The organism is Sphingomonas sp. BLHR8 (assembly GCF_056821725.1).
Genome location: NZ_JBPDIM010000001.1, coordinates 1,668,332 through 1,693,052, shown reverse-complemented (window position 1 = coordinate 1,693,052; position 24,721 = coordinate 1,668,332). Strand labels below are relative to the sequence as shown.

Sequence of the window (24,721 nt, the reverse complement as noted above, 5' to 3'; positions counted from 1 at the left end):
TCCGGGGTGACGGGGAGGTTTGCGAGCCTCAGTCGGCGATTACATGCGGGACGAACCTCGCCGTGTCACGGGTGATGGGTTGGTCGTCCTCGCGGATCGACATGGCGACGCAGTCGTCGCCGACGATCCAGCTGCCGACCACCGCATATTGCCCGTCGGCGTGGGCGAGTTTGGCTGCCGCCTGCACGACGTGCCCCTCCGCGCCATAGCCCTGGATCGGGCCGTGGTGCGTCTCGCCACCCACCTCGAGCCGCAGGTCCGCGCCCTCGCGTGAGAATAGCGGCTTCAACGCATGGTCGCTGGCGCGGATCTCGTCTGCATCCGCGCCGTCGAGGAACGCCGCAGGGAGCAGATTGCGGTGGCCGCGGTGGCGTTCCCACAGCAGCGGCAGCAGCCCCTTGTTGCTGAGCAGCGCCTTCCACGCGGGTTCGATGAACATCGTGCCCGACTTGGCGATATGCTCGGCGTAGGGTTCGCGCAGCATATCCTCCCACGGGTAGAGTTTGAACAGCGCCTGGAGGATGGTCTTGTCCTCATCGACGAAGCGCCCTTCGGCATCGAGCCCGATCTTGTCGATCGCCACGAACTCCGCCTCCAGCCCCGCCTGTTTGGCGAGATCCTCGAGGTAGCGCACCGTCGAGCGGTCCTCGACATGGTCCTCGACGCTGGAGAAATGGATCAGCGACCCCTGCGTCAGCAGCGCCTTGAAGCGGTTGATCAGCGCCTCGTGCAGGCGGTTGAACTGGTCGGTGCCATCGGGCAGCACATCGCGCGCGATCTGATCCTCCAGCCACTGCCACTGGAAGTACGCCGTCTCGTAGATGCTGGTCGGCGTGTCGGCGTTGAATTCGAGCAGCTTCGCCGCCCCGCTGCCGTCGTAGGCGAGGTCGAAGCGGCCGTAGAGCGAGGCATCGCCCTTGCGCCAGCTGTCGGCGACCACGTCGCGAAACGCCTCGGGGATGGCGAGCCGTTCCATCAGCTCCTGCGACCCCGCCGCCTCGTCGGCGATGGCGAGGCACATGGCGTAGAGCTCGGTCGAGGCGTCCTCGATCTCGCGCTCGACCTCGGCGAGGGAGAAGCGCCAGTAGGCGCTTTCGTCCCAGTAAAGCTCGCCGCCGATGTGGTGGAAGACGAACCCGGCCTGGTCCGCGGTCGCCTCCCAGTCGGGCCGCGGGTCGATCTTCACCCGTTCCATCGTGCGCTGCTCAGGCCTTGTCGTCGGTGTAGTCGGCGTCCTCGACGCGCTCGCGTTGCGAGGGGAGGCGGCCGCTCTGATCCGGGATGGCCGCAGGTTGCGCCGCCGGAGCAGACAGCCGCGCAAGGATCGAGTCCGCGCTCGACTGACCTTCGAGCAAGCCCGCGTTGCGCAGCTTCGCGTCGAGATCGGCGCCGCTGCGCATATCCTCGAGTTCGGCGGCGGCCTTGAACTTTTCGTCCTGAATCGCCTGCCGCTCGCGCAGCCGCTTGAGGCTGTCCGCCGCCGAACCGAGCGAGGAAACCGTGCCGTTATAGTTGGTGGCGACAGACGCCTGCGCCTTTTGCAGGCTGTCGTTGGCGCGGACGATCTCCACCTCGCGGCGGAGCGCCTCGATCTTGCCGTCGCCCTGACGGACGATTCCGCGGATGCGCTCTTCGGCGGTGCGCATCTCTTCGGCCTGCGGGGTCTTGGCATTGATGTCGGTTTCGATCTGCGCCATCCGCTCCGCCACTTCGCGGGCGAGGTCCATGTCGCCCTTGGCGATGGCGGCGCGCGCGCTCGCTTCGTAGCGGACCATTTGGTCGGTCAGCGTCTCGACCTCCTTCTCGATCATCCGCCGCCGCGCGGTGAGCGTCGCGAGATCGTCGCGCGCCTTCGACTGCGCGTTGGCGGCGTCGCGGATCTGCTGGTCGAGGATGGTCAGCGCCTTTGCATCGACGATCTTCTCACCGGTCTCGTGCGCTGTGCCGCGGATCAGGGTGACGAGCTGTTTCCACATGGGATGGGTCCTTCGGGGGGCGTTGGAGGGGAAACGTCAGCGAGCGGCGAAGGCTTCGCGCAGCTCGCCTGCGGCGGCCATCGCGTTTTCGGCGAGCACGGTCAGTTCCTGAACGATGGTGACGAGCCGCGATTCGGCGGACAGTTCGCCCATAAGTTCGTAATATTCGCGCCCATCGACCACGGTAATGGCGAAGTTGGAGAGCGGGATCAGCCGCTGGGCGCGCAGCAGGAAGCTGTTGAATTCGCTGGCATTATCCTGTTCGTCGACGGGCCAGAGCAGGGTCGCGACGACGATCTGCTCTTCGCCGGCGGTGATGAGGATGGGAAGGTCGCCATATTGCTTCATCCGCACGGCGAGCACTGGCTGCGCCCCGTCGATGCGCGAGACGTCGAGATCGTCCGCATAGTCGGGCGCGGCGAGCGCGCGATAAAGACTGGCGGTGGTCCAGGCAGCAGGGTTGGTGTCGGCCATCGCGTGTATCGCTCTCCCTTGACGTTGCGGGGCAACCTATTGCACCCCACGGGCGCAGCGCAAAGGGAGATTGGCCCGACTTGCGCCCGATCAAGTGCGACGAGGGAATGCGCCCATATACGCTGACCGCCTTCCTGCGCCGCCTCTATCTGGCGGCGAGCGACCTTCGGCCCGGCGTGCTGCTGGCGGCGGCGGTGGCGCATATGGCGCTGTCGTACCTGCTGCTGCAATGGGCGGGCGAGGAGAAGCTGCGGCCGCTGGCGGACTTCGCCTACTGGTATGCCGTGACCGCGTCGACGGTGGGCTATGGCGACGTCAGCCCGCAGGGGGCGGCAGGGCGGATCGCCACCATCGCGTTCGTGTTGCCGGGCGCGATCGCGCTGTTCACCACCGCCATCGCGCGTGCCTTTGCGGGGCTGGCCGCGGTGTGGAAGCGGCGCCGCATCGGCGTGGGTGACTTCGCTGAAATCCAGGGTGCGACGCTGCTGATCGGCTATGATCCCTCGCGCACGCCGCGCATGATCGACGAGCTGACCGCCGACGGCGAGCACGACATCATTGTCGTCGCGACGCAGGCGATGGAGGTCGACGACCCGCGCTACCGTTACGTCCACGCGAGCGCGCTCACCTCCGCCAGCGACCTTGCCCGCGCAGGCATTGCGGGGGCGGCGCGGGTGATCGTGAAAGCAGGGAGCGATGCGGAAACGCTCGCGGCAACGCTGGCGGTGACCGCCGCCAATCGATCCGCGCATGTCGTCGCCTACCTCACCGACCCGGACGCCGCCGCGCTGATCGGGGCGCACTGTCCGCGGGTCGAGGTCGTGCGCGCGCAAAGTGTCGAGCTGGTGGTGAAGGCGCTCGCCGACCCCGGCGCGAGCCGCGTGCTGGCGCAGCTCGCCAGCCACACCGACGATGGCGGGACGCTCTACGCGACGCCCGCGCGCTCGGGCGAGAGCATCGGCGCGGCAGCACAGCGGTTGCGGGGCGCGGGCGCGATCTTGCTCGCCCACGCCGCCTCGCGCGACGCGGCGATCGAACTGCCGCTCGACGACGCCGCCCCGGCGCTCGGCACGCTATTTTATGTCGCGCGCGGGCGGGTGCCGGCATGATCTGGGGCAAGCTGTTCGGATCGGGCGAACCCGACAAGCCCGCGGCCGAGCTGCCGGTGGTGCACCAGATCACCATCGGTCGCACGGTCGAGCTCGACACGCTGATCTGGCGGCGGCTCACTGGCGCCGCCTTCACGCTCGACCGCGGCACGCTCGAGATCGTCGCGCAGGGGCGCATCGAGCTCGACGATGCGGGCGGCTACGTCCACCGTTTCTACACCGAAGACGAGCTGATGTTGCAGGCGGTCAGCCAGTCGCCCGACGGCCATGATGCCGACGACCTCACGCTGTTCATGCCCTGGTCGAGCCATTACCCGCGGCCCGGTGAGGAAGCGGCGTTCGTGCAGACGATCTCGCAGCCGGTGTTCGACCTCCACGGCGTCGGCCCCTACCAGCGCTTCTGGTACGACGGCGACGAAGGCGTGCAGCCGCCGGTGACGCTGTGGGAAACGGTGTGGGACGACCGCACGATGGCGCGGCCACGGCATATCCAGCAGCGCTGTATGCTCTACGCCCGCGAACTGGGTGCGGATCGCGAGCTTCTGCTGGCGATTTCGACGCGGCCCGAGCGGGGCGACGCAACGCTCGACCTGATGGTCGGGGTGCCGGTCACGACGGCTGAATTCACAGTCTAACGGGGGAGACGGAAAAGTGGTGATGGCACCGATTGACGGACAGGCGGTGGCGAACGGGGCGGTCTGGTTCCTGCTGTCGATGGTACTCGGGATGGCGCTGCTGGTGCTGTTCCTGCGCCTCTACCAGGCGTCCACTCCTTATGATGAGCGCCGGCTGGTGGGCGAGGGCAACTCCGCTGCGGCGATCGCCGTCGGCGGCGCGCTGGTCGGTTTCGCGCTGCCGCTCGCCAGCGCCATCCGCGAAACGACCAGCCCGCTCGAATTCGCCATCTGGGGGGTGATCGCCGGGATCATCCAGATCGTCGCGCCGTTGGTGGTGCGCAGCCTTGTCATCCGTGACTTCGCTGCCAAGATCGAGGCAGGCAACGTCGCCACCGGCATCTTCATGGCGGCGCTGTCGATCGGCATCGGCCTGATCAACGCCGCGTCGATGACCTACTGATCGGAGTTGCGAGCATGACCAGCCTTCCAGCGCGACGGCGAACCAAGCGCTCGACGCGAGTCACGCTCACCAGCATGGGCGTCGCGGGCGCGACGCTGATGCTCGCGGGCTGCGACGATGGCGGCCCGCAGCAGCAGGTCGATGCATTTCCCGATGTCGCCGCCTGCGTTGCCAGCGGCCGCACCGAAGCGGACTGCAGCACCGCCTATAATCAGGCGCTCGCCAGCAACGCGACCGAAGCGCCGCGTTACGACGGGCAGCAGACTTGCGAGGAGCAACACGGCGTCGGTCGCTGCGTCCCGGCCAACTCCGGCGGGCAAAGCTTTTTCATGCCGATGATGACCGGCTTCCTGCTTGGCCAGGCGCTGAGCCCGCGACCCTATTATTACGGGCCGGGCGGGGGCTATTACCTCGGCAATGGCTATCGGCTTGGCTACGGCGGCGGTCCGGGCAAATTCTACGCGCAGAACCGCGCGCTGGAGGCGCCCAAGGCGACGCCACGCATCCAGAGCCGCAGTTCGGTCGTGTCGCGCGGCGGATTCGGCGGTCGCGCAAGCGGCGGCGGCTGGGGCGGCTGAGCGCCGTCACAAACACTGACAAGCCGACCGCGCTCCGCTAGGGGCGGGTGATGTCCGCCTGTTCGCAATGTTCGGTCCGCAACCGCGCGATCTGCGCCGCCCTCAGCGATGAGGAGCGCGCGCTGCTGAGCGGCATGGGTCACCAGCAGACCGTCCGCGCGGGCGAAGCGCTGCTGTGGGAAGGCGATGAATCGCTGCGCGTCGCCAACGTCATCGAAGGCGTGCTGAAGCTGTCGACCGGCACGCAGGACGGGCGCGAGCAGATCGTCGGCGTCGTCTATCCCGCGGACTTCATCGGTCGCCCGTTCGGCACACGCACGGCGCAAACGGTGACCGCCCTGACCGACGCGCGCGTCTGCACCTTCGCGCGAAGCGATTTCGACCGGTTCGCGCGGGAGCACCCGGCGCTCGAGCATCGGCTCCTGCAGACGACGCTGACCGAACTCGACCGGGCGCGCGAGTGGATGCTGCTGCTCGGGCGCAAATCGGCGGAGGGGCGGGTGGCGAGTTTCCTGCTCGATATGGCGGACCGGCTCGCCTGCGAGCGAACCCCGGCGGGCGCGAGCAAGATGGAGCCGGCGGGCGACGCCTTTACCTTGCCGTTCGGACGCCAACAGATCGCGGATATCCTCGGCCTCACCATCGAGACGGTCAGCCGGCAACTCACCCGGCTGCGCAGCGACGGGGTGATCGACCTGCCCGCGCGCCGCGACATCGTCATCCGCGATCGCGCCGCGCTGGAGGCGCTCGCGGCCTGAGGCGATTGTCGCAGGGTCAAAGTTTGACGCCGATCAAGGTGCGCCCCGGGGCGCGGTGGCAGGTCCAACGCCCATGTGGCCCTACCACCCCCAACTGCTCGAGCGCCCCGTGCCGCGCTACACGAGCTTTCCGACTGCCGCCGAGTTCACGCCAGGCGTCGGCGCGAGCCAGCAACAGAGCGCGATCGAGCAGGCACGGGGCGACGTCTCGCTCTATGTGCACATCCCCTATTGCCGCGAGATCTGCTGGTATTGCGGCTGCAACACCGGGGCCGCCGGCCGCGAGCAGCGACTCGCCGCCTACCTTGAGGCCCTGGAGGTCGAGATCGCGCTGGTTGCCCGCGCGCTGCCCGCCGATGCGCGCGTGCGGCGCATCGCCTTTGGCGGGGGCAGCCCCAACGCGCTGCATCCGATCGGCTTCCTGCGGCTGCTCGACCGGCTGCTGACGAGCTTTGCGGCGGCGCCCGACGTGCTGTCGGTGGAGCTCGACCCGCGCGGGCTCGATCCCGGCTGGGGCGAAGTGTTGTCGCGGGCGGGCATCACGCACGCCAGCCTCGGCGTCCAGACATTCGATCCGCAGGTGCAGGCGGCGATCGGTCGGGTGCAGCCCGAAGCGGAGATCGTGGCGGCGGTCGACATGCTGCGTACGGCGGGGGTGCCATCGCTCAATTTCGACCTGATGTACGGCTTGCCGCACCAGGATGATGCGGTGCTCGACGCGACGCTTGCCACCGCCATCGCGCTCGCGCCGGAGCGGATCGCGCTGTTCGGCTACGCGCACGTCCCGCACCTCATCCCGCGTCAGCGGCGCATCGATGCGACCGCGCTCCCGGGCACCGCGCAACGGTTCGCCATGGCGGCGCGCGGCGCGTCGCGACTGGTCGATGCGGGCTGGCAGGCGGTCGGCTTCGATCATTTCGCGCTGCCGCACGACGACCTAGCCGTTGCCGCGCGCGACGGCACGCTGCGGCGCAACTTCCAGGGCTTTACCGACGACACCGCCGAGCAGGTCATCGGCCTCGGCGCGAGTGCGATCTCAAGCTTTCCGGAGCTGCTGGTCCAGAACGAAAAGAACGCCGGCCGATACCGCATGCGGCTGTCGCAGGAACAGCTCACCGGCGCGGTGGGCGTCACCCGCACCCGCGAAGATCGCGAACGCGCGCTGCTGATCGAGGATTTGCTGTGCGGACGCGATGCCGATGCGTCGCTGTTTCTGCCCGACACGGCGCTTGAAAAAATGCTCGCGCCGTTCGAAAAGGCGGGTGTCATTCGGCAGGAGGGGGGCCTGTTGAAGCAGACTGCGGCGAGCGCGCCCTATGTGCGATCGATCGCGGCGCTGTTCGATCCTTACCGTGCTGCCCCGCCCAACCGGTTCAGCAGCGCCATCTGAAGTCTGGGGGATAACATGGGCCTTTCATCGCAGATGCTGGCGTTGGTGCTGGTCGCCTGTGCGGTCGTCTCGCTCGCCGCGGGGGTTTGGTTGATCGTGCATGGCGCGTCGGTCGCTGCCGCCTTCCGCAAGCAGCCCGAGATTGCCGCGCCGCGCCGTGGCACCCAGTCCAAAGGGCGCGTGTGGGCGGCGATCATCATCTTCAATCTGGGCTGGATCGCGGCCGCGGCGATCTGGACCTCGTCGATCATGCTGGTCAGCAATGCGGCGAAAGAAGGCGACGTCGCGACCCAACCCGTGACGAACATCCCCTGAATTTGACGCCGATCAATGTTGCGCGGCGGCGGCCCGCGCACGGCAGAGCCGACGACTGAGGAAGCTGTAACCATGATTTCCATCGTATCGAGGGCGGGGCTGTGGGCGGCGGTTGCGCTGACCGCGCTGATCGCGATCGCGACTGCCGCCGACTCCGGGTTCGCCGCGCACATGACCATCGTGGCCTTCGCCGCGCTTGTCGCGTTGTGGGCGAGCGTGACGCGGGTCGATTACGCCGCCGTCGCGCGCGGGGTGCTGCGCGTGCCGGGGGACCCGTCACGCTATGACGACGATGTCATCCGCTGGGGCGTGCTGGCGACGGTGTTCTGGGGCATCGTCGGGCTGACCGTGGGGCTGTTCATCGCGCTGCAGCTGGTCTTTCCCGAATGGAGCTTCGGCAGCGAATATCTGACCTTTGGCCGGTTGCGCCCGCTGCACACCTCGGGCGTGATTTTTGCGTTCGGCGGCAACGCGCTGATCGCGTCGAGCTTTTACGTCGTTCAGCGCACCTGCCGCGCGCGGCTCGCCTTTCCCGGCCTCGCGAAGTTCGTGTTCTGGGGTTACCAGCTGTTCATCGTGCTGGCGGCGACCGGCTACCTCCTCGGCATCACCCAGTCGAAGGAATATGCCGAGCCCGAATGGTATGTCGACCTGTGGCTGACGATTGTCTGGGTTGCCTATCTCGTCACCTTTGTCGGCACGATCCTCAAGCGGTCGGAACCGCACATCTATGTCGCCAACTGGTTCTACCTGAGCTTCATCGTGACCATCGCGATGCTGCACATCGTCAACAACCTGGCGCTGCCGGCGAGCCTGGTCGGTGCCAAGAGCTACGGCGTGTTCTCGGGCGTGCAGGATGCGCTGGTGCAATGGTGGTACGGCCACAACGCGGTCGGTTTCTTCCTGACCGCCGGCTTCCTTGCCATGATGTATTATTTCGTGCCCAAGCAGGCGGAGCGCCCGATCTACAGCTATCGCCTGTCGATCATCCACTTCTGGTCGCTGATCTTCCTCTACATCTGGGCGGGTCCGCACCACCTCCACTACACGGCGCTTCCCGACTGGGCGCAGACGCTGGGCATGGTGTTCTCGATCATGCTGTGGATGCCGAGCTGGGGCGGCATGATCAACGGGCTGATGACGCTCAACGGGGCGTGGGACAAGCTGCGCACCGACCCGATCATCCGCATGATGGTGCTGGCGCTCGCCTTTTACGGGATGAGCACGTTCGAAGGGCCGATGCTGTCGATCAAGGCGGTCAACAGCCTGTCGCACTACACCGAATGGACCATCGGCCACGTGCACTCGGGCGCGCTCGGCTGGAACGGGATGATCACCTTTGCGATGATCTACTACCTCGTGCCGCGCCTGTGGAACCGCGACCGGCTGTTCAGCTATCGCATGATCAACTGGCACTTCTGGCTCGCGACGCTGGGCATCGTCTTCTACGCCGCATCGATGTGGGTCGCGGGGCTGCAGCAGGGCTTCATGGCGCGCGAATATGGCGCCGACGGCTACCTCGTCTGGGCGTTCAGCGACATCGTGTCGACGATCAAGCCGATGTACGTGCTGCGGGCGTTCGGCGGGCTCCTGTACCTTGCGGGTGCGGTCATCATGGTCGTCAACGTGTGGCGGACCATCCTCGGCCATGTGCGCGATGAAAAGCCGATGACCGAAACCAAGCCCGATCCTGCGCGCGACCGCCCGGTCGTCCCCGCGCAGCTCCAGCCGGCCGAATGAGGGGGATGCTTTCGTGAGCCTGACGCAAAAACATAAGGCGATCGAGCGCAACGTGACCCTCCTCGGGGCGCTGGCGCTGTTCGTGGTGACCATCGGCGGCATCGTCGAAATCGCGCCGCTGTTCTGGATCGACAGCACGATCGAGAAGGTGGACGGGGTGCGCCCCTACACTCCGCTCGAACAGGCGGGGCGCAACATCTACGTGCGCGAAGGCTGCTATGTCTGCCACAGCCAGATGATCCGCCCGTTCCGGGACGAGGTCGAACGCTACGGTCATTACAGCCTCGCCGCGGAGAGCATGTACGACAAACCGTTCCAGTGGGGCTCGAAGCGGACCGGCCCGGATCTCGCGCGCGTGGGTATGCGCTATTCGGACGAATGGCACGTCCAGCACCTAAAGGCACCGCGCAGCGTCGTGCCGCAGTCGATCATGCCCAACTACGCCTTCCTCGCGGAGCGCGAGCTGGGGCCGGTCGACATGCGCGCGCAGCTGATGGCGCAGACCCGGCTTGGCGTCCCTTACACGCAGAGCCAGATCGACAACGCCCAGGCCGACCTCACCGCGCAGGCGAGTGCGGAAGGGGCGCCGGACCTCGCCAAGCGCTACAACCGCGTGCAGGCGCGCGACTTCGACGGCGATCCGACGCGGGTGACCGAGATGGACGCGCTCGTCGCCTATCTGCAGATGCTCGGCACGCTGGTCGACGTGAACGCCGCCGCCGCGCAGGAGCAGGCGCAATGACCCGCGCCGCGCTGCGAGAGGGATCGCGATGATCAGCGGCGACGAACATTCGCTCTATAACGCGCTGCGGCACCTCGCCGACAGCTGGGGGCTGCTCGGGCTGGGGATCGTGTTCCTCGTCTGCGTCGGTTTTGCCCTTCGCCCCGCCGCGCGCGATCACCATCACCGTGCCGCTACCAGCATTCTGGATGCCGACCATGACCGATAACAAACGCATCGACGACGCGACGGGCACGGAAACCGTCGGCCACGAATGGGACGGGATCGAGGAACTCGACACGCCCATGCCGCGCTGGTGGCTGTGGACCTTTTACGCGACGATCGTCTGGTCGCTGATCTATGTCATCCTGTTTCCGGCCTGGCCGCTGGTGGAGCGGGCGACGGCCGGCACGCTCGGTTGGACCAGCCGGGGCACCTATGAAAAGGACGTGGCCGAGGTCGAGCGCGAGCGTGCACCGATCTACGCCGCCATCGCGCAGACCCCGATCGAGCAGCTTCCCGGCAACCGCCAGCTGATGCGCGCGGCGGTGGCGGGCGGCGCGTCGGCGTTCCGCGTCTACTGCGTGCAATGCCACGGGTCGGGCGCGGCAGGGTCGAAGGGCTATCCCAACCTCAACGACGACGACTGGCTGTGGGGCGGCGATCTCAAGGCGATCGAATATACGCTGACCCACGGCATCCGGAACCCCGGCCACCCGCAGACGCGGATGAGCCAGATGCCCGCCTTCGGTCGCGACGGCATTCTTCAGCCCAACGAGGTGGAGGATGTTGTGAGCTATGTCCGCAGCCTGTCGGGCCTCGAAAAGGCGAGCGCCGCGTCGCAGCGCGGAGCGACGCTGTTCGCCGCCAACTGCACCGTCTGCCATGGCGCCAACGGCGAAGGCATGCGCAGCCAAGGCGCGCCGAGCCTGCGCGATGCGATCTGGCTTTACGGCAGCGACCGCGACGACGTGCGCAATTCGGTGCACAACAGTCGCCAAGGCGTGATGCCGCGCTTCGGTGACCGGCTCGATCCGGTAACGATCCGTATGCTGGCAACCTACGTCCACAGCCGCGGCGGTGGTGAAGCCACGTCGGCGGTCGCCGCGGCGAGTGCTGCGGCGGGAGCGGCGGCGGCTGCGCCGTCGGCCTCCGGCGCGCCCACCGCGGCAAATCAGGCGCCGGCGCCTGACGCCAGCCCGCAGCCCAACTCGGGTCCGCGGAGCGCGGAGCCGAAACCCACGCCCCCGCCCCGATCGGCGGCGCAGATCATCGGGAAATGAGCAACATCGACGACCTCACCGCTCGCGCCTTTCACGGTTACGAGAAACGCCGCGCCGTTTTCCCCAAAGCCGTCGACGGTCCGTTCCGTCGGCTGAAGTGGGCGGTGATGGTCGTCACGCTGGCGATCTATTACATCACGCCGTGGCTGCGCTGGGATCGCGGGCCGTACGCCCCCGATCAGGCGGTGCTGATCGATATGGCGAACCGGCGGTTCTACATGTTCTCGATCGAGATCTGGCCGCAGGAATTCTATTTCGTCGCCGGCCTGCTGATCATGGCGGGCATCGGGCTGTTTCTGGTGACCAGCGCGGTCGGGCGCGCGTGGTGCGGCTATGCCTGTCCCCAGACGGTGTGGACCGACCTTTACCAGCATGTCGAACGCTGGATCGACGGCGACCGCAACGCGCAGCTTCGCCTGCAGGCGGCGCCATGGGGTCCGCAAAAGGTCGCCAAGCGACTCTCGAAGTGGGCGATCTGGCTGATCATCGCCATTGCCACCGGCGGCGCCTGGATCTTCTACTTCGCCGACGCACCGACGCTGGCGCGCGAATTCGTCACGGGACAGGCGCCGTTCGTGGCCTATGCGACGGTGGGCGTGCTGACGGCGACGACCTTCATCCTCGGCGGGTTCATGCGCGAACAGGTGTGCATCTACATGTGCCCGTGGCCGCGCATCCAGTCGGCGATGCTCGACGAAAAATCCTTGCTCGTCACTTACAAGCACTGGCGCGGCGAACCGCGCGGAAGCCTCAAGGAAGCGAAGCGTTCGCCGACGCCGCTGGGCGACTGCGTCGATTGCAACCAGTGCGTCGCGGTGTGTCCGACCGGCATCGACATCCGCGAAGGGCCGCAGATCGGCTGCATCACTTGCGCGCTGTGCATCGACGCCTGCAACAATGTGATGGCGCAGGTCGGGCGCCCGCCGAACCTCATCGCCTACACGACGCTCGATGATGCCGCCGCCGAGCAGGCGGGGGAAGAGCCGCGGCCGGTGCTGAAGACGTTGTTCCGCCCGCGCACGCTGGTGTATCTCGGTGTGTGGAGCGCGATCGGGATTGGGATGCTGTTCGCGCTCGGCACGCGCGAGCGGCTGTCGATCGGTGCCATCCAGCAGCGCAACCCGCCCTATGTGCAGCTCGCCGACGGCACGGTGCGCAACAGCTTCACGGTGAAGCTCAGCAATATGGAAAGCCGTCCGCGCATGCTGACCGTGACGCTCCACGGGCTGCCCGGCGGGACGATGTGGCTGGCGGGCGAAAGCGATCGTTCGCATGGCACCCGCGCCATCACCGTGGAGGCCGCGCCCGATGCGGTCACGCAGCTGTCGCTGCTGGTCGCGGCGCCGCGCGGACAGAATGGCGAGGCGTTCGCGCTCAACGTCAGCGAAGCTGAATCCGCGGATCGGCCGCAGGTGACGGCGCGGGAGGAGCTGCGCTTCGAACGGCCCGCGACATGAGACGCGAGTTCACCGGGCGGCACATCACGCTGATCCTGGTCGCCTTTTTCGGCGTGGTGATCGCGGTCAACCTCTACATGGCGCGCATGGCAACGCGCGATTTCGGCGGGACCGTGGTCGACAACAGCTATGTCGCGAGCCAGCGCTTCAACGGCTGGCTCGCCGACGCGCGCGCGGCGGAGGTGCGCGGGTGGAGCGCGAGCGCCACGCGGCAGGCGGATGGCCGGCTGCTGCTGCGCATTCGCAACGCGAACGGCACCGATGAAGGCGGCCAGGTGCGCGCGACGGTCGAACATCCGCTCGGTCGCCAGCCCAGCCAGCCGACGCTGACGATGACCGGCGATGGCCCGTGGCAGTCGCGCGAGACGCTGCCCGGCGGGCGGCTGCGCGTGCGGGTCGAACAGCGCATCGACGGTGAACGATTCCGCTACCTGGTGGACGTCCTCTGAACGCGCCCGCCGCCTCGCTCGCGGCGACCGGGCCGCTCGCGCTCGACGAGACGCGGTTGATCGTGCCGGGCATCCGCTGCGCCGGCTGCGTTGCAGGGATCGAGCGTGCGACGCAGGCGGTGCCTGGCGTCGCCCACGCGCGGGTGAATGTCACCGCGCGCCGCGTCACCGTCCGTCACCTCCCCGAAGTCGAGGGCGAGGTGCTGATTGCCGCGCTCGCCAAGGCGGGGTTCGAAGCGCAGCGCGCGGACGCGGACCCGATCCCCGGCAGCGCCGCGGCGGCGGAGAAGGCGGAATTCGACCGGCTGGTCAAGGCGCTGGCGGTGGCGGGCTTTGGGTCGATGAACGTCATGCTGCTGTCGGTGGCGGTGTGGTCGGGGGCCGCTGGGGCGACGCGCGACCTGTTCCACTGGCTGTCGGCGCTGATCGCGCTGCCGGTGGTCGCCTATTCGGGGCGGCCCTTCTTCGTGTCCGCGTGGCGCGCGCTGCGGCAGGGGCGGACCAACATGGACGTGCCGATCGCGATCGGCGTCGCCCTGGTCACCGCGCTCAGCCTGTACGAGACGTCGCAGTCGGGGCGGCACGCCTATTTCGACGGCGCGACGATGCTGCTGTTCTTCCTCCTCGCCGGGCGGGTGCTCGACGCGATGATGCGGGCACGCGCGCGCGCCGGAGTGGAGGCGCTGCTGTCGCGGGCAGGACCCGGGGCGACTCTGGTCGAAGCGGGCGGCGCAACGCGCTGGGTGCCCGCCCACCAGATCGAAGTCGGCGACATGATGCGCGTCGCCGCGGGCGAAGCCTTCGCCGCCGACGGCATCGTGCGCGAGGGCGCGTCCCTCGTCGACCTGTCGCTGCTGACCGGCGAAAGCGCGCCCGAAGCGACCGGCGCGGGAGAGCGCGTACTGGCAGGGTCGATCAACCTCGACCGTCCGCTCACCGTCGAAGTCACCGCGGTCGGCGAGGAGCTGACCATCGCCGCCATCGCCCGGGCGATGGAGGACGCGCAGCAGAACCGTTCGCGCTACGTCCGCATCGCCGACCGCGCCGCGCGACTGTACGCGCCCGCCGTGCACACGCTGGCGGTGCTGGCGTTCGTCGGCTGGCTGGTGGCGGGGGCGGGGGTGCACACCGCGATCACCATCGCCGCGGCGGTGCTGATCATCACCTGCCCCTGCGCGCTCGGCCTCGCCGTGCCTGCCGCGCAGGTGGTGGCGTCGGGCGCGCTGATGAAGCGCGGGGTGCTGGTCAAGGACGGCAGCGCGCTCGAACGGCTGGCGGAGGTGGATCACGCGCTGTTCGACAAGACCGGCACGCTGACACTGGGTGCGCCGCAGCCGCTCGACCTGGCAGCGCTCGGCGATGACGAGCGCGCCGTCGCGCTGGCGCTGGCCCGCAGCAGCCGCCATCCGCTGAGCCGCGGGTTGGCGCAGGCGCTTGCGGCGGGAGGTGTCGCGGCGGCGGTGGTCGACGACATCGCCGAGATTGCCGGTGAAGGCCTCGCCGGGACCTGGCGCGAGCAGCGCGTCGCTCTCGTTCGCGCGGAAGGAAGCGCAACGCTCGCCAGCGACCTCGTGCTCGGCGACGAGCGGACGCGGATCGCCTTTGCCGATCCGCTTCGCCGTGATGCGGCGGAAGCGCTGGGCGCGCTCAGGCGGCTCGGCATCGCCAGCGAACTTCTGTCGGGCGACCAGCCGGCTCCGGTCGCGCAGGCGGCGGCGGCGGTCGGCATCCCGGTCGCGGGTGCCGCGGCCACCCCCGCCGACAAGCTCGCCATCATCAGCGAGCGCGAGGCGGCGGGGCGCAGGGTGTTGATGGTCGGCGACGGGATCAACGACGGTCCGGCGCTGGCCGCGGCGCACGCCAGCCTCGCCCCGGGATCGGCGAGCGATGTCAGCCGGGCCGCTGCGGACGCGGTGTTCACCTCCGATGCGCTGATGCCGGTCGTCGACGCGGTGCGCATCGCCCGCGCGACGATGCGCGTGGTGCGCCAGAATTTCATCCTCGCCATCGGCTACAACATCCTCGCGATTCCGTTGGCGCTGATGGGGCTCGTCACGCCGCTGATCGCCGCGCTGGCCATGTCGGGGTCGTCGATCATCGTCGTCGGCAACGCCCTGCGTCTCGCGCGGCTGGGACAGCGCGAATGACCGGTCGCGACGCATGACCAGCCTGGCGCTCCTCATTCCGGTTGCGATCGGGCTCGGGCTGTTGGGCCTCGGCGCGTTCTTCTGGTCGATGCGCAGCCACCAATTCGAAGATCTCGACGGCGCGGCGATGCGCATTCTCATCGACGATGAGGAAGAGGTCGCGCCGCTGCCGATTCCGCTGCCCGACGAGGGCCAGCCCGCACCCAAGTCCAAAGCCTGCCACGCCTGCCGCCGCGAGGACGGGCCGGAGGTCTAGGCAGGAATGCGCCGTGCGTCGACCAGCGCGCGATAATCGTCGAACAGCCGCGCGAAATGGTCGCGCATGGTGGTCACCGGCGTGCGTGGTGGCCGCAGCGGCTGCGCTATGAACCGCTCGATCGCGTCCGCGAGAGCGATCGCCGACGCCGCCTTGTAGGTGATGCCGGCGCCCCCCGCGGCGTGGTCGGCGGCGCCGCCTTCGTCGGGGACGATGACCGGCGTGCCGCTGGCGCGTGCCTCCGCTGCGGCCATGCAGAAAGTCTCCGCCTCGCAGCCGTGGACGAGCGCGTCGGCGCTGGCGAGGATGGCGGCGAAGCGCGCGCGGTCTTTTTCGGGCGCCATCAAGCGGACGTGCGGGTTGCCGCCGATCGCGCGCTCGATGCGCGAGCGGTGTCGGCCGGCGCCGAATATCGCCAGCCCCACCGGCAGCGCCGCCCCCGCAGCGACCGCCGCGTCGACGACCATTGGCCAGCGCTTCTCCGGCGAGAGACGGCCGACGCCGACCAGCAGCGTCGCGCTTTCGGGCAGTTCGAGGAGGTCGAGCATATGCGCGCGCAGCGCCGGGTCGCGCGCGTCGGGGGAGAATGTGTCGGCCTCCACCCCCATCGGGTGAAGCGCCACCTTGGCGACGCCGCCCTCGACCAGTCGCGCTTCGAGCTGGGCGTTGGCGACCACGACTCGGTCCATCGTCTGCCCGAGCTCGCGCAGATGCTGCCAATAGATTTCGAACCGGCGGTCGATCGTCTCACGCGCCAGCAGCGGCTCGAACCAGCGGTAGGCGTAGGCCGACAGTGGATCGGCGTGCATGATCAGCGCGCGCGGGGCGGCGCCGGGCCAGCGTGCGACCATCGCCGCCGAGCGCCACGGCGACGATGCCTCGACCATGTCCGGCGCCTCCGCATCGATCGCCGCGTGAAGCGCCGCTTCGTCGGCGAAATACCAATATTTGCGGTCGAGCGGAAAGCGGGGTGAGGGGAGGGTGATGATACGCGCGCGTGGGCCGCGTTCGATCACCTCGGCCCGGTCGCCGGGGGCGATGATCACGATGTCGTGGCCGAGTTCGGGGCCGATGCGCAGCTTCTGCTCGATATAGGTGCGCACCCCGCCGCCGTGGGGCGTGTAGAATGCGCAGACATCGACGATCTTCACGACCGCCCTGTTAGGCGCGGGGTGACCGATCCGCCAGCGTTTCGCTCGGGGGCGGCGAGAGGGTGGCGCCCTCCGGCGCGTCGAGATCGTCGTCGCTGTCGCGCAACAGGAATTCGGCAATGCCCGCGAGTGCGCCGACGACGATATGCGCGGCGAGGATGAGCCCCGCCATCAGGGTCATCAGCTCCGCCACCGGTGCGTTTTGGCCCAGCAGAACCGCCGCGAGCCCGGCGAAGACGATGTCCTTGTTGGGCAGCAGCGGCAGGCGCGACAGCAGCATGCGGATGGTGGCGAGCACCAGCCACCAGCCGACCGGCACCATCGGCAGGATCAGCGCCCACATCGCCGCGCTCAGCCCGAGATACACTATGATCCGCGCGAGGTGAACGGAACTCACCCACCATAGCTCGCGCCGCGGGAGCGTGAAGAGGCGCTGGCGAAACAGCAGGATGGCGAGGCTGGTGACCAGCACGACGGCGAGGCTGAGGATGACGGTACGCGTCTCCATCCCGACCTCGGTCGTGGAGATGAACGGCCACGCCGCCGCCAGCAGCGCGAGCGTGAACAGGTTGCCCACCAGCGCCGACAAGATCGTGACGTCCTTGATCGCGCCGAACGGGGCAGCCGTCATACGCGTCCGCGCGCGCGCCCACGCGTAGAATTGCACCTCACCCAGATAACCGAGCAGCAGTTCGTTGCTGACGAGCTTCCGCAGCAACGCCGCGATGCCGCGGACGGGCAAATTCCACAGGCGACGGTAGATGATCCATTCGCTGATCGGGGCGGCGAGATAGTAGAGCGCGAAAATAAACCAGAACAACGGGTTGGTCGGGATCAGTGCGCGCACGTCGCCGAGGTCGAGCTTGCGCAGTTCCAGCAGCACCGCGACCAGAATGGCGATGCTGATCGCCGCCGACAGCCACCGCGCCCAACGTCCGGGCCCCGCGCGGGCAATGCGCGGCAGCGCCTCATGCGCGGTGGAGGGCGACGGCTCGGTCATAGCGCGGGCCGCATGGTGGACGAGGCCGCACGGGCGCAAGCGGGTTGCCGGGCACGCAAGCGATCGAACAGGGCCAGCCATGGTGCGCTGGTCGCTTCGACCGTGAATGTCTGGGCCCGCGCGCGCATATGGAGAACATCAACCCGGCAGTCGCCGATGCGCTCCATCGCCGCCGCCAGCGCCGCGACGTCGCCGCGGGGCACGAGCAGCCCGGCGCCATCGACGAGCGAGGGCATGTTGACGCAGCAGTCGGTCGCGACGACCGGCACGCCCGCCGCCAACGCCTCGACCACCACGACCCCCAGCCCTTCGTAGCGCGACGACAGGACAAAGGCGTCGGCGAGCGCCAGATGTTCGGCGAGCGCGCGGCTGTGGCCGGGCAGCGCAACCTGTGTTTCCAGCCCGAGCCTTGCTCGAAACCCCTCGAGCCTCGCCCGCTCGGGCCCTTCGCCGACGATGGTCAGCCGGTCGTCGGGCCGCGCAATGCGGGCGAAGGCTTCGATCAGCAGCGTCTGGTGCTTCTGGTGGACGAGCCGCCCGATGCTGAGGAAGTGTCGGCCGGTGCGCGCGGCGCGCGTTTCCGCCGCCGCCTCGCGCGCGGCGGCGAACCGCGCGACATCCTCGCGCGTCAGCGATGCGTTGGGGATGACACTCAGCAGGTCGGGCCTAGGCGCCATGCGGCGCTCGATCTCCGCGAGCGCGGGGCGGGCCATGGCGACGATATGCGCGAACACGGGGGTCTGCACACGCAGCCACAGATGATAGGCGCGGCGCGCGATCCACGGCAGGTCGCGGCGTTCGAGGTCGTTCGAGACTTTGAGGACGATCGGCGGACAGGCTCGACCGAAGCGCAGCCGCATCGCCAGCGCCACGATCGAATAGGTGTTGCCCGCGCAGAGGATGACGTCCGGCCGCCACCGCCGGATCGCCTGCGGCAGACGGGCGATCATGAACAATGTCTCGAACCACGCGGTCGAGCGCGTGCCGCGCTGGAGAACGTCATAGGTGAGCGGCGGAGCTTCGTCGGCGAGCCGCCCTTCGCGCCGGCCGAGCACGACCACCACGTCGACGCCGTGGCGCTGCCAGTCCGCCGCAAGCCGCAGCGCGTCGCGCTCGACGCCCCCCGGCTCGAAACTGTGCAGAAAGACGAGGACTCGGGGCGGGGTCACGCGGGGCGGCTCGGCAGCAAATCGGCATAGCGCGAGACCGTCCGGCGCGCGGCAAAGCGGGCGAGCGTCGCGTCGATGCTGGCCATCAGTTCGGGGCGCGTGGTGTCGCCGGGGTGGACGGCGATGCGCAGCACGTCGAGCGGATGGAACGCCGCGCGCGCCACTCCGGCTACCATCCGCGAGGACAGGCGCCTTGGAGCGCTGCGGCTCGCCCAGGTCACCACCGGCCCCTTGGCGAGCACTGCGCCGTCGGCGGGGCGCCAGACCCGCCAATGATCCTCGGCGAGCGCGAAGCCGCTGTCGCGCAGCGCGGCGTGAGCGCCTTCACCGTAGAGCCAGGCGGGGGCGATAAATCCCGCGACGGGGCGTCCGATGATCCCTTCGATCAGTGCGCGGCCGTCGGCCATGCGCTGCGCCGCGTCGCGCTGCGAGAGGCCGAGAAATTCCCCTTCGCTGGCGGTCATGTGGCGTGCCTTCAGCGCCGCAACGCCGCGATGTTCCGACGTGTCGCGATGAAGCCAGCCGTGGACGAACATCTCGACGCCCGCATCCGCCCAGTCGCGCAGGCGGCGCTGAAAGGCAGGATTCGCCGCCAGCGGCGCTTCGCCCCAGTGATCGGGCACGACCAGCATTGCGAAGTTCGCCGTGCCAAGCCGGCGGGAAAGCGCGTCGGCGAGCTGATCGACCTCGCGTTCGAAGCGGGGGCCGACGTCGTGGATCGATGCGATCAGCCGTTTGAGGGCGCGCGCGGCGGGTGGCGTCGTCAATCTCCTGCCTCCCGTCTCCGACGCGTCGATTGGCTATCGGCATTTCCGCGCGCTTTGGCAAGGTCGCCCAAGCTGTGTCAGCCGGTCACGATGCGCCCGGCTTCGTCCACACGCACCGGCCAGGGCGTGAGGCTGGCGCCGACGCACGGGCCACCGACGCAGCGTCCGTCGCGTTCGAACAGCGCGCCGTGCCAGCCGCAGGCGATGCGGCTGCCGTCCGGGGTGAGATAGGCGTCGAGACTGCGCGCCAGCGGCAGCCCGAGGTGCGGGCAACGGTCAACGAACCCGCGCACGCTGTCGCCCTCCCGCAGGACGAACCCGTGAAAGCGCCCCGCCTTCATCTGCAGCACGAAATTGCGCGCCGCCCCGTCGGCGATCAGGTCGAGCGGGCCGAGCACCACCCCCGCAGGCGTTGCGGTGAGCCGCTCCGGCGGCGGGGGGGTGTCGCCCGGTTGGCTCACACCGTCGGCGCGGGAACGATCGTGCCGCGGCACTCGCCAAAGCCGATACGCGGATGGCCCGGCGCTTCCGCGTAGGCGGTCAAAATAACCGTATCGCCGTCTTCGAGGAAGCGCCGCTGCTCACCATTGGAAAGCGTGATCGGCTGCTGGCCGCCGCGGGTCAGCTCGAGCAGCGAGCCTAAGCCGCTGTCGTCGGGGGTGGAGATGGTGCCGCTGCCGAGAAGGTCGCCCGGCTGCATGTTACACCCGCCGACGCTGTGATGCGTGACGAGCTGTGCGAGCGTCCAGTAGGCATTGCTGGCCGGGCCGCGGCCGATGGTGACCGGCGCATCGCCCGCCGCCGCCATCTTGGCGGTCAGCAGGTGCGTTTCGAGCGTAAGCGCGAACGCACCGCCGGCCTGGTCCGCCTCGTCGTGAAGATAGGGCAGCGGCTGCGGATCGCCCTCGGCCCGCTTTGGCTGCGCGATGCGATAGGGGGCGAGCGCCTCCATCGTCACCACCCAGGGCGAGACGGTGGAGTGAAAGTTCTTGGCGAGGAAAGGCCCGAGCGGCTGATATTCCCAAGCCTGCAGATCGCGCGCCGACCAGTCGTTGAGGAGGCCGATGCCGGCGATATGCTGGGATGCCTCCCCGATCGGGATCGGCTCGCCGAGCGCGTTGCCCTCACCGATCCACACCGCCAGTTCGAGCTCATAGTCGAGCCGCTGCGACGGGCCGAGCACCGGCGCATCAGCGTCGGGCGCCTTGCGCTGTCCGTTGGGCCGACGCACGTCTTCGCCCGACACGCGCACGCTGCTGGCGCGGCCATGGTAGCCGATCGGCACCCATTTATAGTTGGGCAGCAGCGGATTGTCGGGGCGGAACTGCTTGCCGACATTGTTGGCGTGATGGATGCCAACGTAGAAGTCGGTGTAGTCGCCGATCTGCGCGGGAAGGCACATCTTGAGCCCGTCGCGCGGCCGCAACGCGCCGCGGATGCCGGCCGCCTGCGCTTCGTCGGTGAGCAGCCGCGACAGCGCCGCGCGAAGTCCCGCGCGCTCGCTCGCGGGAAGTGCGAACAGGGCGTTGAGCGTCGGCTCCGCCACCGCCGCGCGCACCCCTTCCGGCAGCAGCGCCGCGATCACGCCAAGGACGAGCGCATGGTCGCCGATGGCGGTGACGATGCGCCGTTCGCCGTCGATCAGCGCAACGCCCAGCGGCAGGTTCTGCACGGGGAAGTCGGCATGGCCGTCCGCCCCCTCCACCCAGCAGCGGAGGGCGGTGTCGTGCGTCGGATCGAGCGTCATCGGGGCAGCTGTGCTTTCGGAAAATTGGCCCACACGGCGTCATAGTCGGGCTGGGCGGAACGGCAGGCGTGCGGGGTCGGGCGATAGGGCCAGCAGCTTTCGAGCATGAAGGCCATCGTCCCTTCCTGTTTGTGCGGGGCGAGCGCGGCATCGGTCGCGGCGCGCCAGCTCGGCTCGTCGGGTCCGTGGCCGGCCATCATGTTGTGGAGCGATACGCCGCCCGGCTGGAAGCCCTCCGCCTTGGCGTCATAGGCGCCCTCGATCAGCCCCATCGCCTCCGACATGATGTTGCGGTGGAACCAGGGCGGGCGGAAGGTGTCCTCCGCCACCATCCAGCGCGGCGGGAAGATGACAAAATCCGCATTCGCGCGGCCGACGACGTCCGAGGGACTGGTCAGCACGGTGAAGATCGACGGATCCGGGTGATCGTAACTGACCGTGCCGATCGTGTTGAAGCGATGCAGGTCGTAGCGATAGGGCGCGAGGTTGCCGTGCCACGCGACCACGTCGAGCGGGGAGTGCGGCAGCGTCGTCGTCCACAGCCGACCGAGGAATTTCTGGATGACCTCGCACGGCGCGTCGCGGTCCTCGAACCATGCAACCGGCGTTTCGAAATCGCGCGGGTTGGCAAGGCCGTTGGCGCCGATCGGGCCAAGGTCCGGGATGCGGAACGGCACGCCGTAATTCTCAAGCGCATAACCGCGCGCGGCGCCGTCGGGCAGTTCCGCGCGAAAGCGCACGCCGCGCGGCACCACCGCGATATGCCCGGGCGCGATGTCGACGCGGCCGAATTCGGTGACGAGGCAGAGTCGCCCGTCGAACGGCGCGAACAGCAGCTCCCCGTCGGCGTTCATCATGACCCGGTCGGTCATCGACTTCGACGCGGCGTAGCGGTGGAAGGCGACACCGACGAGGCTCGCCGGATCGCCATTGACCAGCAGCGTCTCCAGCCCGTCGATAAGGTCGGTGCCCGCCATCGCCGCGGCTGGCGGATCCCAGCGCAGACGATTGGGCGACAGCGGTTCGCGACTGTCCTCGCCGCGCACGAAGTTGGACGCGTCGGGATAAGGGGTGAAGGGCGGATGCTCCGCGGTCGGGCGGAGGCGGTAGAGCCAGGAGCGCTTGTTCTCATGCCGCGGCATGGTGAACGCCGTGCCCGACAGCTGCTCGGCATAGAGCCCGAACGCCGGGCGCTGCGGCGAATTGCGGCCCTCCGGCAGCGCCCCCGGCACTGCTTCGGTAACGGCATGATTGCCGAAGCCGGGGAGGTAGCTCGCTTTCGCAGCAGCGGCCGTCGCGGCGGCGTCGATCTGTGCGGGGGCGCCCATCACTCGTCGACCGTGATGACGCCGCGGCGGATCTGGTCGAGTTCGATCGATTCGTAGAGCGCCTGGAAATTGCCGTTGCCGAAACCTTCGTTGCCCTTGCGCTGGATGATCTCGAAAAAGATCGGGCCGACCATGGTTTCGGTGAAGATCTGCAGCAGGATGCCTTCCTCACCGACGTTGCCGTCGATCAGGATACGGTTGCGCTTCAACCGCTCGAGGTCTTCGCCGTGGCCGGGCACACGCTTGTCGACCAGTTCGTAATAGGTCTCGATCGTATCCTGCAGCCGCACACCGCGAGCGCGCAGCTTCTCCACCGTGTCGAAGATGTCGTCGGTGGTCATGGCGAGGTGCTGGATGCCTTCGCCCTTATAGTCGCGAATGAATTCCTCGATCTGGCTCTTGTCATCCTGGCTTTCGTTGAGCGGGATGCGGATCGCGCGGTCGGGGGCGATCATCGCCTGGCTGAACAGCCCGGTGGCCTTGCCCTTGATGTCGAAATATTTCTGCTCTTCGAACCCGAAGATGCGGCCGTAAAATTCGCTCCACACCCGCATCTGGCCGCGGCGAACATTGTGGGTGAGGTGGTCGAGCACGTCGAGCCCGACGCTGTTGGCCGCCTCCGCCTCGGCCGCGCCCGGAATGTCGATCCAGTCGTCGTACAGGCTGCCCGCCGCGCCGTGCCGGTCGACGAGATAGAGCATCGAGCCGCCGATGCCTTCGAGCGCGTAGGCGTCGGCGCCGAGCGCGCCCAGCCCCGCGTCGGCGGGCTTGGCGCCGCGCGCGACGGCGTTGTCGAACGCCGCCTTGGCATCGCTCACGCGAAACGCCATCGCGCTCGCCGAGGGGCCGTGCTCGGCGCGGAACTGGGCGGCGTGGCTGCCTTCGCCCATGCGATTGACGAGGAGGTGCGTGCGCCCCTGACGATAGAGCAGCACGTCGTTGACCGGGTGCCGCTTGACCGCGGTGAAGCCGAGCGCCTGAAACTGCCGCTCCAGCACTTCGGGCTCGGGCGAGGTGAATTCGCAGAATTCGAAGCCGTTGAGCCCCATCGGGTTGACGTCGATATGATCGTCGGCGCCGACGGTCGGGGGCGGGACGGGAGCGTTCATGCGGGCGGCCTCCACAGGCGTAAATGGTTTCGAGTGCAACGATGTAGCAACGCCCGGTTTGCGAAGCAATCGCTCCTCAGAGCGGCCGGAAACTGAGTGCGGCGCCGTTGATCGCTAGATGCGGCCGCCCGGTCGCCGCCTCCTTCCCGTCATAGCGATGGCCGAGGTGCCCGCCGCAACCGCGGCAGTGCACCGTCGTGCGGACCAGCCCCTGCGCGCGGTCTTCGCGCGTCGCGACCCGGCCCGGCAGCGCGGCGTGGAAGCATGGCCATCCGGTCCCGACGTCGAACTTCGCGTGACTGGCGAACAGGTCGCTGCCGCACCCGGCGCAGGCGTAGCGCCCGGCGCGCGCCTCCGCCAGCAGGGGTGAGGTAAAGGGCCGCTCGGTCCCCTCCTGCCGCAGCACATAATAGGTCATCGGCGACAAGCGCTGGCGCCAGTCCGCATCGGTGAGCGAGGTTTTCGCGGTGGCCGTCGCTGCGGCGGCGCCCGCCGGAACGACGGCCGTCCCGGCCGCTGCGAGAGCGTACTGCATCAGCTTGCGGCGATCGAGGCGGGTGGTCATCCCCCGGTTGTGATCAGTAGCGTTGCGGGAGGCAAGCATCGTGCGCGCCTATCGACCCTCACCCTTCCGGCGCTGCGCGCCTCCCTCCCTCTCCCAGGGGGAGAGGGAATTAAAGCCCCTCTCCCCCTGGGAGAGGGAGGGGCCCGCGCGCAGCG

General features: G+C 68.6%; 26 protein-coding genes and 1 pseudogene. 15 read left to right on the top strand and 12 right to left on the bottom strand.

Features of this window, described 5'->3' with window-relative positions:
• Positions 1–28: 28 nt before the first annotated feature.
• The 3 genes from ACRYJK_RS08470 to ACRYJK_RS08460 are packed head-to-tail and all read right to left on the bottom strand — an operon-like array spanning position 29 to position 2,450.
• Positions 29–1,195, bottom strand: a complete 1,167-nt coding sequence (locus ACRYJK_RS08470) for a glutathionylspermidine synthase family protein (protein ID WP_482667089.1) — start codon at positions 1,193–1,195, stop codon at positions 29–31.
• A gap of 10 nt (positions 1,196–1,205) precedes the next feature.
• A complete protein-coding gene (locus tag ACRYJK_RS08465; protein WP_482667088.1) occupies positions 1,206–1,976 on the bottom strand; it encodes a PspA/IM30 family protein in 771 nt (256 codons plus the stop codon).
• Positions 1,977–2,012: 36 nt separating this feature from the next.
• A complete protein-coding gene (locus ACRYJK_RS08460) occupies positions 2,013–2,450 on the bottom strand; it encodes a YjfI family protein (RefSeq protein ID WP_482667087.1) in 438 nt (145 codons plus the stop codon).
• 80 nt (positions 2,451–2,530) lie between these two features.
• Between ACRYJK_RS08460 and ACRYJK_RS08455 the strand changes: the two genes are divergently transcribed.
• From ACRYJK_RS08455 to ccoS, 15 genes and pseudogenes are all read left to right on the top strand, one after another.
• Positions 2,531–3,559, top strand: coding sequence for a potassium channel family protein (locus tag ACRYJK_RS08455; protein WP_482667086.1), 1,029 nt, complete (start codon positions 2,531–2,533; stop codon positions 3,557–3,559).
• The gene (locus ACRYJK_RS08450; protein ID WP_482667085.1) at positions 3,556–4,194 is read left to right on the top strand and encodes a DUF2491 family protein; all 639 of its coding nucleotides are present in this window, start codon (positions 3,556–3,558) and stop codon (positions 4,192–4,194) included. Before ACRYJK_RS08455 ends, ACRYJK_RS08450 begins: the two co-directional genes overlap by 4 nt.
• Positions 4,195–4,216: 22 nt before the next feature.
• Positions 4,217–4,636 (top strand): DUF350 domain-containing protein, encoded by a 420-nt coding sequence (locus tag ACRYJK_RS08445; protein ID WP_482667084.1) that lies wholly within the window; start codon positions 4,217–4,219, stop codon positions 4,634–4,636.
• A gap of 14 nt (positions 4,637–4,650) precedes the next feature.
• A complete protein-coding gene (locus ACRYJK_RS08440; protein WP_482667083.1) occupies positions 4,651–5,214 on the top strand; it encodes a DUF1190 domain-containing protein in 564 nt (187 codons plus the stop codon).
• 50 nt (positions 5,215–5,264) lie between these two features.
• Entirely contained in the window at positions 5,265–5,972 is a 708-nt protein-coding gene (locus ACRYJK_RS08435; protein WP_482667082.1) for a Crp/Fnr family transcriptional regulator, read from the top strand.
• Between the two features lie 73 nt (positions 5,973–6,045).
• Positions 6,046–7,362, top strand: a complete 1,317-nt coding sequence (gene hemN / locus ACRYJK_RS08430; protein WP_482667081.1) for an oxygen-independent coproporphyrinogen III oxidase — start codon at positions 6,046–6,048, stop codon at positions 7,360–7,362.
• Positions 7,363–7,395: 33 nt separating this feature from the next.
• Positions 7,396–7,677 carry a hypothetical protein gene (locus tag ACRYJK_RS08425; protein WP_482667080.1) on the top strand — a complete coding sequence of 94 codons (282 nt, stop codon included), beginning with the start codon at positions 7,396–7,398 and terminating at the stop codon, positions 7,675–7,677.
• A gap of 72 nt (positions 7,678–7,749) precedes the next feature.
• Positions 7,750–9,417 carry a cytochrome-c oxidase, cbb3-type subunit I gene (ccoN, locus tag ACRYJK_RS08420; RefSeq protein WP_482667079.1) on the top strand — a complete coding sequence of 556 codons (1,668 nt, stop codon included), beginning with the start codon at positions 7,750–7,752 and terminating at the stop codon, positions 9,415–9,417.
• Positions 9,418–9,430: 13 nt separating this feature from the next.
• Positions 9,431–10,159 (top strand): cytochrome-c oxidase, cbb3-type subunit II, encoded by a 729-nt coding sequence (gene ccoO, locus ACRYJK_RS08415; protein WP_482667078.1) that lies wholly within the window; start codon positions 9,431–9,433, stop codon positions 10,157–10,159.
• A 28-nt stretch (positions 10,160–10,187) separates the two neighbouring features.
• Positions 10,188–10,367, top strand: a complete 180-nt coding sequence (locus ACRYJK_RS08410) for a cbb3-type cytochrome c oxidase subunit 3 (protein ID WP_482667077.1) — start codon at positions 10,188–10,190, stop codon at positions 10,365–10,367.
• Positions 10,357–11,421, top strand: coding sequence for a cytochrome-c oxidase, cbb3-type subunit III (gene ccoP / locus ACRYJK_RS08405; protein ID WP_482667076.1), 1,065 nt, complete (start codon positions 10,357–10,359; stop codon positions 11,419–11,421). The genes ACRYJK_RS08410 and ccoP overlap by 11 nt, the downstream gene beginning before the upstream one ends.
• Complete coding sequence (ccoG, locus tag ACRYJK_RS08400; RefSeq protein ID WP_482667075.1) at positions 11,418–12,878, top strand: cytochrome c oxidase accessory protein CcoG; 1,461 nt, start codon at positions 11,418–11,420, stop codon at positions 12,876–12,878. Before ccoP ends, ccoG begins: the two co-directional genes overlap by 4 nt.
• Positions 12,875–13,327, top strand: coding sequence for a FixH family protein (locus tag ACRYJK_RS08395; RefSeq protein WP_482667074.1), 453 nt, complete (start codon positions 12,875–12,877; stop codon positions 13,325–13,327). The genes ccoG and ACRYJK_RS08395 overlap by 4 nt, the downstream gene beginning before the upstream one ends.
• Positions 13,324–15,474 carry a heavy metal translocating P-type ATPase gene (locus ACRYJK_RS08390; RefSeq protein WP_482667427.1) on the top strand — a complete coding sequence of 717 codons (2,151 nt, stop codon included), beginning with the start codon at positions 13,324–13,326 and terminating at the stop codon, positions 15,472–15,474. The genes ACRYJK_RS08395 and ACRYJK_RS08390 overlap by 4 nt, the downstream gene beginning before the upstream one ends.
• A 13-nt stretch (positions 15,475–15,487) precedes the next feature.
• Positions 15,488–15,631 (top strand): annotated as a pseudogene (gene ccoS, locus ACRYJK_RS08385) (cbb3-type cytochrome oxidase assembly protein CcoS); the annotation flags it as partial.
• A gap of 95 nt (positions 15,632–15,726) precedes the next feature.
• On the opposite strand, the gene ACRYJK_RS08380 reads toward ccoS, so the two are convergent.
• The 9 genes from ACRYJK_RS08380 to msrB form a co-directional block, all read right to left on the bottom strand.
• Positions 15,727–16,881 (bottom strand): glycosyltransferase, encoded by a 1,155-nt coding sequence (locus ACRYJK_RS08380; protein WP_482667073.1) that lies wholly within the window; start codon positions 16,879–16,881, stop codon positions 15,727–15,729.
• Positions 16,882–16,891: 10 nt separating this feature from the next.
• Positions 16,892–17,881, bottom strand: coding sequence for a hypothetical protein (locus ACRYJK_RS08375; RefSeq protein ID WP_482667072.1), 990 nt, complete (start codon positions 17,879–17,881; stop codon positions 16,892–16,894).
• Positions 17,878–19,050: a glycosyltransferase gene (locus ACRYJK_RS08370; protein WP_482667071.1), complete on the bottom strand. Its 1,173-nt coding sequence runs from the start codon at positions 19,048–19,050 to the stop codon at positions 17,878–17,880. The genes ACRYJK_RS08375 and ACRYJK_RS08370 overlap by 4 nt, the downstream gene beginning before the upstream one ends.
• On the bottom strand, positions 19,047–19,817 hold the full coding sequence (locus ACRYJK_RS08365) for a DUF2334 domain-containing protein (RefSeq protein WP_482667070.1): 771 nt from the start codon (positions 19,815–19,817) through the stop codon (positions 19,047–19,049). Before ACRYJK_RS08365 ends, ACRYJK_RS08370 begins: the two co-directional genes overlap by 4 nt.
• Positions 19,818–19,894: 77 nt before the next feature.
• Positions 19,895–20,278, bottom strand: coding sequence for a Rieske (2Fe-2S) protein (locus ACRYJK_RS08360; RefSeq protein WP_482667069.1), 384 nt, complete (start codon positions 20,276–20,278; stop codon positions 19,895–19,897).
• The gene (gene fahA / locus ACRYJK_RS08355) at positions 20,275–21,564 is read right to left on the bottom strand and encodes a fumarylacetoacetase (RefSeq protein WP_482667068.1); all 1,290 of its coding nucleotides are present in this window, start codon (positions 21,562–21,564) and stop codon (positions 20,275–20,277) included. The genes ACRYJK_RS08360 and fahA overlap by 4 nt, the downstream gene beginning before the upstream one ends.
• On the bottom strand, positions 21,561–22,892 hold the full coding sequence (gene hmgA, locus ACRYJK_RS08350; RefSeq protein ID WP_482667067.1) for a homogentisate 1,2-dioxygenase: 1,332 nt from the start codon (positions 22,890–22,892) through the stop codon (positions 21,561–21,563). The genes fahA and hmgA overlap by 4 nt, the downstream gene beginning before the upstream one ends.
• Positions 22,892–24,001 carry a 4-hydroxyphenylpyruvate dioxygenase gene (gene hppD, locus ACRYJK_RS08345; RefSeq protein WP_482667066.1) on the bottom strand — a complete coding sequence of 370 codons (1,110 nt, stop codon included), beginning with the start codon at positions 23,999–24,001 and terminating at the stop codon, positions 22,892–22,894. Before hppD ends, hmgA begins: the two co-directional genes overlap by 1 nt.
• A 76-nt stretch (positions 24,002–24,077) precedes the next feature.
• Positions 24,078–24,566, bottom strand: coding sequence for a peptide-methionine (R)-S-oxide reductase (gene msrB / locus ACRYJK_RS08340; protein WP_482667065.1), 489 nt, complete (start codon positions 24,564–24,566; stop codon positions 24,078–24,080).
• Between the last annotated feature and the right edge of the window lie 155 nt (positions 24,567–24,721).

Excerpts from the sequence above, each read along its gene's own strand:
- ACRYJK_RS08460 (WP_482667087.1), bottom strand. The coding sequence starts at position 2,450 with ATGGCCGACACCAACCCTGCTGCCTGGACCACCGCCAGTCTTTATCGC.
- msrB (WP_482667065.1), bottom strand. The coding sequence starts at position 24,566 with ATGACCACCCGCCTCGATCGCCGCAAGCTGATGCAGTACGCTCTCGCA.
- hemN (WP_482667081.1), top strand. The coding sequence starts at position 6,046 with ATGTGGCCCTACCACCCCCAACTGCTCGAGCGCCCCGTGCCGCGCTAC.
- hppD (WP_482667066.1), bottom strand. The coding sequence starts at position 24,001 with ATGAACGCTCCCGTCCCGCCCCCGACCGTCGGCGCCGACGATCATATC.
- ccoN (WP_482667079.1), top strand. The coding sequence starts at position 7,750 with ATGATTTCCATCGTATCGAGGGCGGGGCTGTGGGCGGCGGTTGCGCTG.
- hmgA (WP_482667067.1), bottom strand. The coding sequence starts at position 22,892 with ATGGGCGCCCCCGCACAGATCGACGCCGCCGCGACGGCCGCTGCTGCG.
- ACRYJK_RS08445 (WP_482667084.1), top strand. The coding sequence starts at position 4,217 with ATGGCACCGATTGACGGACAGGCGGTGGCGAACGGGGCGGTCTGGTTC.
- ACRYJK_RS08435 (WP_482667082.1), top strand. The coding sequence starts at position 5,265 with ATGTCCGCCTGTTCGCAATGTTCGGTCCGCAACCGCGCGATCTGCGCC.
- ccoG (WP_482667075.1), top strand. The coding sequence starts at position 11,418 with ATGAGCAACATCGACGACCTCACCGCTCGCGCCTTTCACGGTTACGAG.
- fahA (WP_482667068.1), bottom strand. The coding sequence starts at position 21,564 with ATGACGCTCGATCCGACGCACGACACCGCCCTCCGCTGCTGGGTGGAG.
- ACRYJK_RS08425 (WP_482667080.1), top strand. The coding sequence starts at position 7,396 with ATGCTGGCGTTGGTGCTGGTCGCCTGTGCGGTCGTCTCGCTCGCCGCG.
- ACRYJK_RS08440 (WP_482667083.1), top strand. The coding sequence starts at position 4,651 with ATGACCAGCCTTCCAGCGCGACGGCGAACCAAGCGCTCGACGCGAGTC.
- ACRYJK_RS08375 (WP_482667072.1), bottom strand. The coding sequence starts at position 17,881 with ATGACCGAGCCGTCGCCCTCCACCGCGCATGAGGCGCTGCCGCGCATT.
- ACRYJK_RS08395 (WP_482667074.1), top strand. The coding sequence starts at position 12,875 with ATGAGACGCGAGTTCACCGGGCGGCACATCACGCTGATCCTGGTCGCC.
- ACRYJK_RS08470 (WP_482667089.1), bottom strand. The coding sequence starts at position 1,195 with ATGGAACGGGTGAAGATCGACCCGCGGCCCGACTGGGAGGCGACCGCG.
- ACRYJK_RS08410 (WP_482667077.1), top strand. The coding sequence starts at position 10,188 with ATGATCAGCGGCGACGAACATTCGCTCTATAACGCGCTGCGGCACCTC.
- ccoP (WP_482667076.1), top strand. The coding sequence starts at position 10,357 with ATGACCGATAACAAACGCATCGACGACGCGACGGGCACGGAAACCGTC.
- ACRYJK_RS08450 (WP_482667085.1), top strand. The coding sequence starts at position 3,556 with ATGATCTGGGGCAAGCTGTTCGGATCGGGCGAACCCGACAAGCCCGCG.
- ACRYJK_RS08465 (WP_482667088.1), bottom strand. The coding sequence starts at position 1,976 with ATGTGGAAACAGCTCGTCACCCTGATCCGCGGCACAGCGCACGAGACC.